11 protein-coding genes are annotated in these 13,201 nt (G+C 73.1%); 9 read left to right on the top strand and 2 right to left on the bottom strand.

Annotated features, from left to right (window positions below; genetic code table 11):
- Window positions 1-5: 5 nt before the first annotated feature.
- Window positions 6-1,469 carry a CCA tRNA nucleotidyltransferase gene (locus H1D33_RS24195; RefSeq protein ID WP_181570980.1) on the bottom strand — a complete coding sequence of 488 codons (1,464 nt, stop codon included), beginning with the start codon at window positions 1,467-1,469 and terminating at the stop codon, window positions 6-8.
- Between the two features lie 134 nt (window positions 1,470-1,603).
- On the opposite strand from H1D33_RS24195, the gene murJ reads away from it, so the two are divergent.
- The 7 genes from murJ (at window position 1,604) to H1D33_RS24160 (ending at window position 9,905) form a co-directional block, all read left to right on the top strand.
- Window positions 1,604-3,349, top strand: a complete 1,746-nt coding sequence (murJ, locus tag H1D33_RS24190; protein WP_181570981.1) for a murein biosynthesis integral membrane protein MurJ — start codon at window positions 1,604-1,606, stop codon at window positions 3,347-3,349.
- A gap of 363 nt (window positions 3,350-3,712) precedes the next feature.
- A complete protein-coding gene (locus H1D33_RS24185) occupies window positions 3,713-5,335 on the top strand; it encodes a protein kinase family protein (RefSeq protein WP_181570982.1) in 1,623 nt (540 codons plus the stop codon).
- 43 nt (window positions 5,336-5,378) lie between these two features.
- The gene (gene sigM, locus H1D33_RS24180; protein ID WP_181570983.1) at window positions 5,379-6,107 is read left to right on the top strand and encodes an RNA polymerase sigma factor SigM; all 729 of its coding nucleotides are present in this window, start codon (window positions 5,379-5,381) and stop codon (window positions 6,105-6,107) included.
- Entirely contained in the window at window positions 6,104-7,093 is a 990-nt protein-coding gene (locus H1D33_RS24175; protein WP_181570984.1) for a hypothetical protein, read from the top strand. The genes sigM and H1D33_RS24175 overlap by 4 nt, the downstream gene beginning before the upstream one ends.
- Before the next feature lie 179 nt (window positions 7,094-7,272).
- On the top strand, window positions 7,273-8,226 hold the full coding sequence (gene trxB, locus H1D33_RS24170; RefSeq protein WP_181570985.1) for a thioredoxin-disulfide reductase: 954 nt from the start codon (window positions 7,273-7,275) through the stop codon (window positions 8,224-8,226).
- 28 nt (window positions 8,227-8,254) lie between these two features.
- Window positions 8,255-8,578 (top strand): thioredoxin, encoded by a 324-nt coding sequence (gene trxA / locus H1D33_RS24165; protein WP_181570986.1) that lies wholly within the window; start codon window positions 8,255-8,257, stop codon window positions 8,576-8,578.
- Window positions 8,579-8,744: 166 nt separating this feature from the next.
- Window positions 8,745-9,905: an N-acetylmuramoyl-L-alanine amidase gene (locus H1D33_RS24160; protein WP_181570987.1), complete on the top strand. Its 1,161-nt coding sequence runs from the start codon at window positions 8,745-8,747 to the stop codon at window positions 9,903-9,905.
- A gap of 5 nt (window positions 9,906-9,910) precedes the next feature.
- Here the strand turns inward: H1D33_RS24160 and H1D33_RS24155 are convergent, their stop codons facing one another.
- Window positions 9,911-10,576 carry a GNAT family N-acetyltransferase gene (locus tag H1D33_RS24155; RefSeq protein WP_091061860.1) on the bottom strand — a complete coding sequence of 222 codons (666 nt, stop codon included), beginning with the start codon at window positions 10,574-10,576 and terminating at the stop codon, window positions 9,911-9,913.
- A gap of 292 nt (window positions 10,577-10,868) precedes the next feature.
- On the opposite strand from H1D33_RS24155, the gene H1D33_RS24150 reads away from it, so the two are divergent.
- Both H1D33_RS24150 and H1D33_RS24145 read left to right on the top strand, forming a co-directional pair.
- On the top strand, window positions 10,869-12,182 hold the full coding sequence (locus H1D33_RS24150; RefSeq protein WP_181570988.1) for an aminotransferase-like domain-containing protein: 1,314 nt from the start codon (window positions 10,869-10,871) through the stop codon (window positions 12,180-12,182).
- A gap of 7 nt (window positions 12,183-12,189) precedes the next feature.
- Entirely contained in the window at window positions 12,190-13,188 is a 999-nt protein-coding gene (locus tag H1D33_RS24145; protein ID WP_181570989.1) for a D-alanine--D-alanine ligase family protein, read from the top strand.
- Window positions 13,189-13,201: the final 13 nt, after the last annotated feature.

Raw genomic sequence — 13,201 nt, 5'->3', positions numbered from 1 at the left:
CGGGATCAGCCGACGATGCCCTCGGCGCGCGCCCAGCGCAGCAGCTCCGCCTCGGCCTCGTCGCGGTCCAGCGGCCCGCGCTCCAGGCGCAGCTCCTTGAGGTGCTGCCAGGCACGGCCGACCACCGGCCCCGGCGGCACGCCGAGCAACTCCATGATCGCGTTGCCGTCCAGGTCGGGCCGGACCCGGGCCAGGTCCTCCTCGGCGGCGATCCGGGCGATCCGCTCCTCCAGGGCGTCGTAGTCGGCCGCGAGCTGGGCCGCCTTCCGACGGTTGCGGGTGGTGCAGTCGGAACGGGTCAGCTTGTGCAGCCGGGACAGCAGGTCGCCGGCGTCGGTGACGTACCGGCGCACCGCCGAGTCGGTCCACTCGCCCCGGCCGTACCCGTAGAAGCGCAGGTGCAGCCCGACCAGCTTGACCACCTGGGAGGTGACGTCCTTGGGATAGCGCATCGCCTTCATCCGGGCCTTGGTCAGCCGCGCCCCGACCACCTCGTGGTGGTGGAAGCTGACCCGGCCGTCCGCGCCGACCGCCTTGGTGCCGGGCTTGCCGATGTCGTGCATCAGCGCGGCCATCCGCAGCACGAAGTCGCAGCCCTCCTCCTCCATCGACATCGCGTTGAGGACCACGGTGAGGGTGTGCTCGTAGACGTCCTTGTGCTGGGCGTGCTCGTCGATGGTGAGCTTGAGCCCGGTCAGCTCCGGCAGGAAGCGCTCGGCCAGGCCGGTGTCGACCAGCAGGCGCAGCCCGGTCACCGGGTCGACGCCGCACAGCAGCTTGGTGAACTCGTCCCGGATCCGCTCGGCGGTGATCCGGTCGAGGTCGGACGCCATCCGGGTCATCGCCGCGCGGACGTCGGGGTGGACGGCGAAGCGGAGCTGGGCGGCGAACCGGGCCGCCCGCAGCATCCGCAGCGGGTCGTCGCGGAACGACTCCTGCGGCGTCCCAGGGGTACGGATGACCTTGGCGGTGAGGTCGGCCAGGCCGCCGTACGGGTCGGTGAACCGGTGGTCGGGGAGACTCACCGCCATCGCGTTCACGGTGAAGTCGCGGCGCTTCAGGTCCTCGGTCAGGCTGGTGCCGTACTGCACCACCGGGTTGCGGCTGACCTGGTCGTAGACCTCCGCCCGGAAGGTGGTGATCTCCAGCGTGAGCCCGTCGCGCTGGCAGGCGATGGTGCCGAACTCGCGGCCGGTCTCCCAGATCGACTCGGCCCAGCCCCGGATGACCTTGACGGTCTCGTCCGGGTGGGCGTCGGTGCAGAAGTCGAGGTCGTTGCCGAGCCGGCCGAGCAGCGCGTCCCGGACGGACCCCCCCACCAGGTGCAGTTCGTGACCGGCTCGGGCAAAACGCCGACCCAGCTCGTCCGCGACCGGGGACACGCGGAGCAGTTCGGCGACGGCGTTGCGCTGCGCGGCGGTCAGCTCGTGGCGTTCGGCGGCGGAAGCGGAGGCGGAGGCTTCGGACATGGGATCGCCAGCCTATCGGGCCGGGGGTGGATCGACCGCGCCGGGCGCGGGTAACCGGCCGAGGTTGACTATGGTTCCGGTTGTGCGGGGCCGTCCGGGCCCGGTTCCGGCGTACCCCCCTTGGAGGCTGGCAGATGAGCGGCGGCGGGCTCTACCGCAGCGCGAACGCGCACGACGGCGGCCTGCCGCCGGACGACGGCGCCACCTTCATCTCGGCGGAGCCGCTGAACCAGCCCGGCGTCGAGGCGGTCGCCCCGCCGCAGGAGGTGGTCGGCGAGACCAGCGCCGCGGCGAACAGCGCGGTGATGGCGATCGGCAGCCTGGTCAGCCGGGGCACCGGCTTCATCCGCAACCTGATGATCGGCGCCGCGCTCGGTGGCGCGCTGGTCGGCGACGCGTACACCACCGCGATCTTCCTGCCGAACCAGGTGTACGAGTTCCTGCTCGGCGGCGTGCTGACCAGCGTGCTGATCCCGGTGCTGGTCCGGCGGCGCAAGTCCGACCCGGACCGGGGCGAGGCGTACTCGCAGCGGCTGCTCACGCTGGCCGTGCTGGCGCTGGCCGTCACCGTGGCGATCGCCCTGATCGCCGCGCCGGTGCTGACCGCCATCTACGCGGGCGGCAAGGACGAGGACTACCGCGGCCTGGTCACCGGCCTGTCGTACCTGATGCTGCCGATGCTGTTCTTCACCGGGGTGAGCGCGCTGATCGCCGCGGTGCTGAACACCCGCGGCCACTTCGCCGCGCCGATGTGGGCGCCGATCCTGAACAACCTGGTGGTCATCGCCGTCTGCGGGGTCTACATCGGGGTCTTCGGCGCGAACATCATCCAGCCCGGCGAGATGAGCGGGGGGCGGATCCTGCTGATCGGTGGCGGCACGCTGCTCGGTGTCGCGGTCCAGACCGCCGGCCTGCTGCCCGCGCTGCGCAAGGTCGACTTCCGGTGGAAGTGGCGCTTCGACTTCCGCGCGCTCGGCCTGGCCGAGCTGGCCCGGCTCGGCGGCTGGATGTTCTGCTACGTCGGGGTCAACCAGCTCGGCCTGTTCGTGGTGGTCAACCTGCTCACCCGCGCGGCCGGCGGCAACAACGCCGGCCTGCTGATCTACAACAACGTCTTCCTGCTGCTGATGATGGCGCACGGCATCATCGCGGTCTCGATCATCACCGCGCTGATGCCCCGGATGAGCGCCGCCGCCGCGGAGGGCCGGTTCGGCGACGTCACCGCCGACCTGTCCCGCGGCACCCGGATGGTCAGCGCGGTGCTGGCCCCGATCGCGGTCTGCTACGCGGTGCTCGCCGGCCCGATCTCCGTGGTGGTGTTCCGCTACGGCGCGTTCACCGGCGACAACGCGGTGGCCACCTCGACGGTGCTGCTGGTCGCGGCGCTCGGCCTGGTGCCGTTCGCGGTCAGCCAGCTCTTCACGTTCGCGTTCTACGCGCTGCCGGACACCCGTACCCCTGCCCTGGTCAACATCCCGGTGGTGATCCTTCGGGTGCTGCTCCAGGTGGGGCTGTTCCTGATCTTCTCGAACACGTTCGCGGCGGCCGGCATGATGCTCGGCAACGCCCTGTCGTACCTGGCCGCCGCGATCATCTCGGCCATGCTGCTGCGGCCCCGGGTGGGGCGGATCGGGCTGGGCCGGATCATGAAGACCTTCGGCCGGGTGGTGGTGGCCGCGCTCGGCGCCGCGCTGGTCGGCGTGCTCGTGGTCGCGGTACTCCCCGGCGATCCGGAGGGCCTGAGCCGGCCGGCCGCCGCGATCCAGTTGGTGATCGGCGGCGCGGTGATCGGCGGGACGTACCTCGGGCTGGCCATGCTGCTGCGGATCAGCGAGATCACCGAGGTGGTCGGGATGGTGCGGCGGCGGCTCGGGCGCTGACCCGGGGCGGTCGTGACCGACGGTGAACGAGGATCACCAGGCTGGGGATACGGCTGTGGATAACTCGGGATTCCGCCGTCCAGTGGGCCTCTCGGCCTGTGGACAACCAACCGTAAGGCTGAGGGTGCCCAGGCCGGGGCGGGGAAACCACAGGCGCGCCACACCGGCACGCCCCTGCGTCGCTCACTTGCCGTCAACCTCTAGATTGGCGGTGCGTGTCCGCGATGACTGGCTTGCCGCCGGCCGCAGCGGGAAGATGACATGTCGGAGAACCGGGCATCCCGGGTAAGGTCGCACTCGACGGGTACGTCCGGCGTCGACGTCGACCGTGCCGGTTCCACCGAAGCCAGAGCGGGAAACCACATGCCCAGCAACACGGGTCCATCGATCGACACGATCACCGAGGGAGGACGGGTGACCCAGGTCGGCGAGGGTCAGGAAGCGGAGGAAACCTCTCCGGCGGTCGTGACCCTCGGTGCTCCCACCGTCGGTGAGCTCCTCGCCGAGCGCTACGAGCTGGCCGAGCACATCAACAACGACAGCGCCGGCCGCCTGGTCTGGCGCGGTGTCGACGTGGTGCTGCGCCGGCCCGTCGCGGTGGTCCTCCGCTATCCGGGTGGCGACTCCGCCACCGAGATGCTCCAGGCCGCGGTCGCCGCCAGCCGGGTCATCCACCCCAACCTGGTCGGCGTCTACGACGCCATCGACGAGGACGACCGGGCCTACGTGGTCCGCGAGTGGGTGGACGGGCAGTCGCTGCGCGAGATGGTGACCGCCGACGGCCCGCTGGACCCGGCCCGCGCCACCGCGATCGGCAACGCCGTCGCCAGCGCCCTGGCCGCGGTGCACGCCACCGGCATGGTGCACGGCAACATCCACCCCGGCACCGTGATGATCAGCGACGACGGCCGGGTGGTGGTGGCCGATGCGCGTACCGACGGGGCGGACAGCCAGGAGAACGACCTGCGGGCCGTCGGCGGCGTCCTCTACTACGCCCTCACCGGGCACTGGCCGCACGGCGAGGCCCCGCTGCACGGCGCCACCGCCGGGCACGGCCGGGCCGCGCTGCCCGACGCCGTCCGGGACTCGGCCGGCGGCATCGCCGCACCCCGCCAGGTCCGCGCCGGGGTGCCGGCCTACCTCGACGACCTCACCATGGACCTGCTCGACCCGGAGATCGCCCCGCCCTCGTCGGACGTGCTGTCCGCCGAGCTGAGCCGGCTCGACATCCCGGCCGACGAGCAGTTCCTGGAGCAGGCCGGGCCGCTGCGCTTCACCGCCGACCCCGGCGAGGAGCCGTCGCCGCTGGCCGCGGCCGGCGGTCGCAAGGTCGCGCTGGGCGTCGCCGGTCTGCTGGCGGTGGCCCTGGTCGGGCTGTTCATCGGGATCAACGTGCTCGGTGGCGGTGACGGCGGTGACAAGGAGCCGGTGTCCCAGCCCTCCAGCAGCGCCCCCGCCACGGGTGGCGGCAGCGCCGAGCCGGCCGCGCCGGTGGCCCGCAAGCTCACCATCCAGGACGTCCGGATCATCGATCCGAAGAGCAAGGACCGCGCCGAGGTACGTGACGCCGAAAAGGTCATGGACGGCAGCGACGACGACGGCTGGGAGACCCAGACCTACAAGAACAACGGCAAGTTCGGCGGCCTCAAGGACGGCATGGGCATCTGGATCGACCTGGGCGCCCCGCACACGGTCAAGTCCCTGCAGGCCACGCTGTCGTCCGGTGGGGCCGCCGCCGAGCTGCGCACCGGCGCCACCGGCGACTTCCCGTCCACCTCCAAGGGCGACGGGCAGCTCGTCGCGGCCTACCCCACGGTGATCGGGCAGCCGTTCGAGAGCAGCGACTCCGGCACCAACATGATCTTCAACGGGTTCGACCCGGCCAAGAAGTACCAGTACCTCCTCTTCTGGATCACCGAGCTGCCGGAGAAGGACAGCGGCGGCTGGAAGCTGGGGGTCCAGGAGATCACGGTCCAGGGCTCGTGAGCCGCCCGCCGTACCCGCCGCGCCACCTCCCCCGGACGTGGTGATGGCGGGTCCCGGCGCGCGTACCTCCGGCCCGGCGACCGGCGACGGGCCGGCGGCCCGGTCCGACCTGGAGCTGCTCCGGGCCCACGTCGCCGGCGACCGGGACGCATTCACCGAGCTGTTCCAGCGGCACCGCGACCGGCTCTGGGCGGTGGCCCTGCGGACGATCGGCGACCGCGAGGAGGCCGCCGACGCACTCCAGGACGCGATGCTGTCGGCGCACCGCGCCGCAGCCCGCTTCCGCGGCGACTCGGCGGTCACCACCTGGCTGCACCGGATCGTGGTCAACGCGTGCCTGGACCGGATGCGGCGACGGCAGACCCACGCCACCGTCCCGCTGCCGGACGGAGTGCACGGCGACGGGGACCCCGGCCGGCACACCGGCGGGGTGGAACCGGCCGCGCCCGTGCGCGACCACGACACCGCGCTGGTGGTCCGGCAGGCGCTCGCCGCCCTGCCGGCGGAGCAACGGGCGGCGCTGGTCCTGGTGGACGTGCAGGGCTACCCGGTGGCCGAGGTGGCGCGGATCCTCGATGTCGCCGAGGGGACGGTCAAGAGCCGCTGCGCCCGCGGCCGGGCCCGGCTCGCCGTGGTCCTCGGGCACCTGCGCACCGGCTCCGACGAGCCGGTGGACGTGCCCCGCGTCACGGCAGGGAACCGTCGGCCGCCCGAGGGCGTCGGATCCTCGTCGGGACGCGCCCGACCGGACGCCAGCCAGGAGGAGTCGTGAGTTCCCGCCAGTTCAGCGAGGTCGACCACGACCTGCTCGCCGACTATCTCGGCGGGGCGCTGGACGGCACCCCGGAGCAGGCCACCGTCGCCCGGCTGGTCGAGCAGGACCCGGCCTGGGGCGAGGCGTACGACGCCCTGGCCCGCGCGACGGACCTGGTCCACGGCGACCTGGCCGCCTGGGCGGCGGAGCCCGCGCCGGAGCTGCCGGCGGCGGTGGCCGACCGGATCACCGCCGCCCTCGCCGGGGCCGGCCCCGCTCCGACCGCCGGCCACGTGCCCGATCCGGCCGGCCGCGACGCGACGACGCCCGCCGTGCCGACGCAACCCGCCCGGTCGAGCCGCCCACCCGGCACCGCGTCCCGCCCCGAGCGGCACACCGGGCCGGGCCGGCGGTCCCGGCGCTGGGCCCGGGTCGCCGGGCCGGTGGCGCTGGCCGCGGCCTCGGTCGCCGCGGCGGGTCTCGGCGTCGGCTGGCTGACGAACGCGGGCGGCTACCGCAGCACCCCGGCCGACCGGGCGGCCGGCGAGGCCGCGCCCGCCGCCGGCGCGCCGTACCGGACCACCGGTCCGGCGGTGCGCAGCGGCACGGACTGGACGCCGGAACGCTTCGCCCTCGGCGCGGGCGGCGCCTCGAAGGACAAGGACCCGGTCCGGCCGGACATGGCCGGGCCGTCGGGCGCGGCGAAGGACGGCCGGGAGACCCCGTTCTCTGCCACGGAGAAGGGGCGCATGGCCGCCGTCGGTGGACTGGACCGGCTGATGCGTCCCGAGGCCCTGGCCGCGTGCCTGACGGCGATCGGTGCCGAGCACGGCGCCACCCCGCTCCGCGTCGACCTGATCGACTACGCGCGGTTCCAGGGCGCCCCGGCGCTGGTCGTCACGTTCTCCGACGCCGGTGGCAGCCGCTGGGGCTGGGTGAGCGGACCGGAATGCGGCGTACCCGGGTCCGGCGCGGACACCCGGTTCCGCACGCGGGTAGGGTGAAACCGCGGTCACCGGGCCTGTCCCGCCACGTGACCTGACCCACCGGACGACCGGCTCGGGAATCCCCGCTTCGTACGATGACGTTCTGCAAGTCAGGCGCCGGCGTCGCTCGACGTGGCCGGCACTAGGGATCGACATCGGTGCGCGCCGGTGACGAACACACACATCGGGAGACGGCAGTGGACGAGGTCCGCAACCTGATCATCATCGGCTCCGGGCCGGCCGGTTACACCGCGGCGGTCTACGCGGCACGCGCCAACCTCAAGCCGTTGGTGATCGAGGGCGTGCAGTCCGGTGGCGCGCTGATGACCACCACCGAGGTGGAGAACTTCCCCGGCTTCGCCGACGGCATCCTCGGCCCCGAGCTGATGGACAACATGCGCAAGCAGGCCGAGCGGTTCGGCGCCGAGTTCCTCACCGACGACGTGACCCGGGTCGAGCTGAAGGACACCGGCGAGATCGGCTCCGACGCGGTGAGCACGGTCTGGGTGGGCGAGACCGCCTACCGGGCCCGCGCCGTGATCCTCTCCACCGGTTCGGCCTGGCGGCCACTCGGCGTGCCGGGCGAGCAGGAATACCTGGGCCACGGCGTGTCGTCCTGCGCCACCTGTGACGGCTTCTTCTTCCGCAACCAGCACATCGTGGTGGTCGGCGGCGGTGACTCGGCGATGGAGGAGGCGAGCTTCCTCACCCGCTTCGCCGAGTCGGTGACCATCATCCACCGCCGCGACTCGTTCCGGGCCAGCAAGATCATGGCGGAGCGGGCGCTCGGCAACGAGAAGATCAAGGTCGAGTGGAACACCACCGTCGAGGAGATTCTCGGCGACGACGGCAAGGTCAGCGGGGTCCGGGTGCGCAACGTGCACACCGGCGAGAGCAGGGTGCTCGACGTCACCGGCGTCTTCGTGGCGATCGGCCACGACCCACGCAGCGAGCTGTTCCGCGGCCAGGTGGAGCTCGACGACGAGGGCTACGTGAAGGTGCAGGCGCCCAGCACCCGCACCGACGTGCCCGGCGTGTTCGCCGCCGGCGACGTGGTCGACCACACCTACCGGCAGGCCATCACGGCGGCCGGCACCGGGTGCGCGGCCGCGCTCGACGCCGAGCGGTTCATCGCCACCCTGCAGGGCTGAGAATTTTCACGAGGAGGAGGGGTTCATAGTGGGAGCAACCAAGGCGGTCACGGACGCGAGCTTCGCAAGTGACGTGCTGAAGTCCGACAAGCCGGTTCTGGTCGACTTCTGGGCGGAGTGGTGCGGTCCGTGCCGCAAGGTCTCGCCGCTGCTGGAGGAGATCGCGGGCGAGATGAGTGACCAGGTCACCATCGTCAAGCTCAACATCGACGAGAACCCCGAGACGGCGCGCACCTACCGGGTGATGTCCGTGCCGACGCTGACCATCTTCAAGAACGGCGAGCCGGTCCAGTCGATCGCCGGCGCCAAGCCGAAGGGCGAGCTGGTCAAGCTCATCGAGTCGGCGCTCTGAGGCCGGTCCCGACACCGCCGAACCCCCGTCACCCCGCCCGGGTGACGGGGGTTCCGGCTTTCCTGACCTGCGCGAACACGAACCCGCCTAGTGACCGGCCACGGTACGCTCCGTAGGCGTCCGGCGGAGTTCCGCCTCCGCCAGCTTCCGCGCAGAGGGGGTCGTCGTGCGTCCGATCCGACCCGGTGACCGAGGCCCGGCGGTGGCCGAGATCCGCACCGTCCTCGCCGGCCTGGATCTCCTCGCCGCAGACGGCCGGGCCGACGACTACGACGCCCAGACGGAACGCGCGGTCCGTGCCTTCCAACAGTCCCGCGGCCTCAGCGTGGACGGACGCGTCGGCGCGGAGACCTGGCGGGCGCTGGACGCGGCCCGCTGGCGGTTCGGCGCCCGCGCCCTCTACCACGCCATTCCCGAGCCGCTGACCGGCGAGGACGTGCGCTCACTCCAGGAACGCCTGCTGGAGATGGGATACGACGTGGGCCGCGCCGACGCCATCTACGGCATCCGCACCTCCCGCGCGGTGGCCCAGTTCCAGCGCGAGATGGGGCTGAAACCGGACGGCGCCTGCGGCCCGCACACCGTCAACGCGCTGCGCCGCCTCGGCCGCAAGGTGGTCGGCGGACGACCGCAGTGGCTGCGCGAGTCCGACGCCATCCGCCAGGCCGGCCCGACGCTCGTCGGCCGGACCGTGGTGATCGACCCGGGCCACGGCGGCACCGACCCGGGCGTGGTGGTGCCCGACGGCGCGCTGCGGTGGAGCGAGGCGGACCTCGTGCACGACCTGGCCAGCCGGCTGGAGGGCCGGCTCGCGGCGGCCGGCGTACGGGTGCAGCTCACCCGGGGCCCGTCACCGCTGACCTGCCTACCGGACGCGGACCGGGCGCACCTCGCCAACTCGCTCGGCGCGGACGTGTTCATCTCCCTGCACACCGACGGCCACATCAACCCGGACGCCGACGGGGTCGCCACCTACCACTACGGCACCGACAACGGCGTCACCTCGGCCACCGGGGAACGCCTGGCCGGGCTGGTGCAGCGGGAGATCGTGGCCCGCACCGGGCTCCGCGACTGCCGCACCCACGCCAAGGCGTGGGACCTGCTCCGGCTCACCCGGATGCCCGCGGTACGCGTCGAGGTGGGCTACCTGACCTCACCGCGGGACCGGGCCCGGCTGGTCGACCCCCGGTTCCGCGACCGGGTGGTCGAGGCGATCGTGGCCGGCGTGCAGCGGATGTACCTGCCGATCGAGCGGGACGTGCCGACCGGCTCGATCGACGTGAGCGAACTGCGCGCGATCGTGGCCGCCGGCACCGTGGTCGACTGAGCCGGTCAGCTCGTCGAGCGGGTGGCCGGCGCCGGGCGGACCGGGCGCAGCAGCGTCTCCGGGCTCATCGAGCCGAGCAGCTTCTCCAGCGCGTACTCGACGTCGGACTTCCAGCTCAGCGCGGTGCGCAGCTCCAGCCGCAGGCGCGGGTAGCGGGGGTGCGGGCGGACCGTCTTGAAGCCCACCGACAGGAAGAAGTCGGCCGGGGCGAGGCAGGCCCGGTTCGGGTCGTCCGCGTCGTCGCCGAACTTGGCGTCGCCGAACGCCTCGATCGCCTTGATGCCCCGCTTGGTGAGGTCACGGGCGACGCCCTGCACGAGCATCCGGCCCAGGCCGCCGTCGGCGAACGCCGGCACCACGTGCGCCGTGGTCAGCAACGCCGCGTCGGCCGAGACCGGCGAGGTGGGAAACGCCATCGAGCGCGGAACGTACGCCGGTGGGGCGTACATGACGTAACCGGCGGGCATCCCGTCGACGTAGACCAGCTTGCCGCAGGAACCCCACTCCAGCAGCGTCTGGGAGACCCAGGCCTCCTTCTCCAGGCCGGGGTCGCCGGCCGCGCAGGCCCGTTCGGCGGAGACCGGGTCCAGCTCCCAGTAGACGCACCGCCGGCAGGATCGGGGGAGGTCCTCCAGGGTGTCCAGGGTCAGGCTGACCAGACGTCGCGACATGAGCGCACCCCACCAAACAGTCTCGGAGCGTCGGCCACCGCGGTGTCCCGCCGCCCTCCTGCTCCCGACGAGCGATCGTACGCTCCTGCCCGCCGGTGCGGGAGTGGACGCGCGAACGCCCACCCGGCGGCGGGCCGGGGCGGTCCGCGATGTGGACGTGTCCACACGGCGGGTTCCGCGCCGGTCACCAGGGACTACGATCGACCAATCGGCCGCGTGCCGCCATTGGATGCCGGCATCGCGGGTACCACACCGGGCGGCAGCCCCGCCGACACCCGATCGAGGTGATGTCATGACCGGCACGACGCTCGACGACTACACCGACCGGTACGCCCGGCGTGTGCGGGGGATGACCGCCTCCGAGATCCGGGCCCTGTTCGCGGTGGCCAGCCGGCCGGAGGTCGTGTCGCTCGCCGGGGGCGCGCCGTACATCGCCGCGCTGCCGCTCGACGCGGTGGGCGAGATGCTCGGCCGGCTCGGCGCCGAGCACGGCAACACCACCCTGCAGTACGGCATCGGCCAGGGCACCCTGGAGCTGCGTGAGCGGATCTGCGAGGTGATGGCCCTCTCCGGGATTGACGCCTCCTGCGGCGCCTCACCGGAGGACGTGGTGGTGACCGTCGGCGGCCAGCAGGCGCTCGACCTGGTGGCCCGCCTCTTCCTCGACCCGGGCGACGTGGTGCTCGCCGAGGGCCCGACGTACGTCGGCGCGCTCGGGGTGTTCCAGGCCGCCCAGGCACAGGTCGCCCACGTGCCGATGGACGACGATGGCCTCATCCCGGAGGCGCTGGAGGTGGCCATCGCCGACCTGGCCCGGGCCGGCCGCCGGGTGAAGTTCCTCTACACCATCCCCACCTACCAGAACCCCGCCGGCGTGACGTTGAGCGAGGAGCGGCGGGAGCGGGTGCTCGACATCTGCGAGCGCGCCGGGCTGCTGGTGGTGGAGGACGACCCGTACGGTCAGCTCGGTTTCGAGGGTGAGGCGCCCGCGCCGCTGCGGGCCCGGCGGCGCGACGGGGTCTTCTACCTGAGCACGTTCTCCAAGACCTTCGCCCCCGGCCTGCGGGTGGGCTGGATCCTCGCCCCGCACGCGGTGCGCGACAAGCTGGTCATCGCCAGCGAGGCGCAGATCCTCTGCCCGAGCGGATTCGCCCAGGCGGCCGTCTCGACCTACCTCGCCACCATGCCGTGGCGGGAGCAACTCAAGATCTACCGTGAGGTCTACCGCGAGCGCCGGGACGCGCTGCTCGACGCGCTGGCCGACCTGATGCCCGAGGGCACCACCTGGACCACGCCCACCGGCGGGCTCTTCGTCTGGGCCACCCTGCCCGACGGGCTCGACGCCAAGGCGATGATGCCGCGTGCCGTCGCCGCCCGGGTGGCCTACGTGCCGGGCACCGGCTTCTACGCCGACGGGACGGGCACCGGCAACATGCGGCTCAACTTCTCCTTCCCGCCGCCGGAGCGGATCCGCGAGGGCGTCCGCCGGCTGGCCGGGGTGATGGAGCAGGAGATCGCCATGCGGAAGGTGTTCGGGGCGATCGGCGGCACCGGGCCGCGTCGCCGCCAGGGCGGCTCGGACACGCCCGGCCCCGACTTGGCATGATGCCCGCATGGCCGTCAGCCCTGCCGCACCGACTCCCGTGACCGGATCCTCCGCCGACGAGCTGCGCGTGCTGGTGCTCGCCGGCGGTCTCTCCTACGAGCGGGACGTCTCGCTCCGGTCCGGCCGCCGCGTGCTCGACGCGCTGCGCGCGGTCGGCGTCGAGGCCGAGCTGCGGGACGCCGACGTCGCGCTGCTGCCCGCGCTGACCGCCGACCCGCCGGACGCGGTGGTGATCGCCCTGCACGGCGCGACCGGCGAGGACGGTTCCCTGCGCGGCGTGCTCGACCTGTGCGACGTGCCCTACGTGGGCTGCGACGCCCGGTCCTCCCGGCTCGCCTGGGACAAGCCGTCGGCCAAGGCCGTGCTGCGCGAGGCCGGCATTCCCACGCCCGACTGGGTGGCGCTGCCGCACGATCGCTTCTCCGAGCTGGGCGCGGTCGCCGTCCTGGACCGGATCGTCGACCGTCTCGGGCTGCCGCTGATGGTCAAGCCGGCGCAGGGCGGCTCCGGCCTGGGCGCCGCCGTGGTCCGGGAGGCCGCGTCGCTGCCGGCCGCGATGGTCGGTTGTTTCGCGTACGACCAGACGGCGCTGGTGGAGCGCTACGTGCCCGGGATGGACGTGGCGGTCTCGGTGCTCGATCTGGGCGAGGGCCCGCAGGCCCTGCCGCCGGTCGAGATCGTGCCCCGCAACGGGGTCTACGACTACGCCGCCCGCTACACGGCCGGGCGCACCACCTGGCACGCGCCCGCCCGACTCGACGCCGCGACCACGCAGCGGGTGACCGAGGTGGCGCTCGCCGCGCACACCGCGCTCGGGCTGCGCGACGTGTCCCGGGTCGACCTGATCGTCGACGCGGAGGGCCGGCCGCACGTGCTGGAGGTCAACGTCTCTCCCGGGATGACCGAGACCTCGCTGCTGCCGCTGGCCATCCAGGCGGCCGGGCTCGACTTCGGTCGGGTCCTCGGGACGCTTGTCACCCGGGCTGCGGCCCGCCGACCGAGCTGACCTTCCCCGACGG

Origin of the sequence: Micromonospora ferruginea (assembly GCF_013694245.2) — a bacterium.
In the GTDB taxonomy this organism is placed as follows: domain Bacteria; phylum Actinomycetota; class Actinomycetes; order Mycobacteriales; family Micromonosporaceae; genus Micromonospora; species Micromonospora robiginosa.
The sequence above is the reverse complement of the archived record's forward strand: the minus strand, read 5'-3'. Positions and strand labels throughout refer to the sequence as shown.

Coding starts and splice junctions, on each gene's coding strand:
- H1D33_RS24195 (WP_181570980.1), bottom strand. CDS start 1,469: ATGTCCGAAGCCTCCGCCTCCGCTTCCGCCGCCGAACGCCACGAGCTG.
- H1D33_RS24155 (WP_091061860.1), bottom strand. CDS start 10,576: ATGTCGCGACGTCTGGTCAGCCTGACCCTGGACACCCTGGAGGACCTC.
- H1D33_RS24145 (WP_181570989.1), top strand. CDS start 12,190: ATGGCCGTCAGCCCTGCCGCACCGACTCCCGTGACCGGATCCTCCGCC.
- H1D33_RS24150 (WP_181570988.1), top strand. CDS start 10,869: ATGACCGGCACGACGCTCGACGACTACACCGACCGGTACGCCCGGCGT.
- H1D33_RS24185 (WP_181570982.1), top strand. CDS start 3,713: ATGCCCAGCAACACGGGTCCATCGATCGACACGATCACCGAGGGAGGA.
- murJ (WP_181570981.1), top strand. CDS start 1,604: ATGAGCGGCGGCGGGCTCTACCGCAGCGCGAACGCGCACGACGGCGGC.
- sigM (WP_181570983.1), top strand. CDS start 5,379: ATGGCGGGTCCCGGCGCGCGTACCTCCGGCCCGGCGACCGGCGACGGG.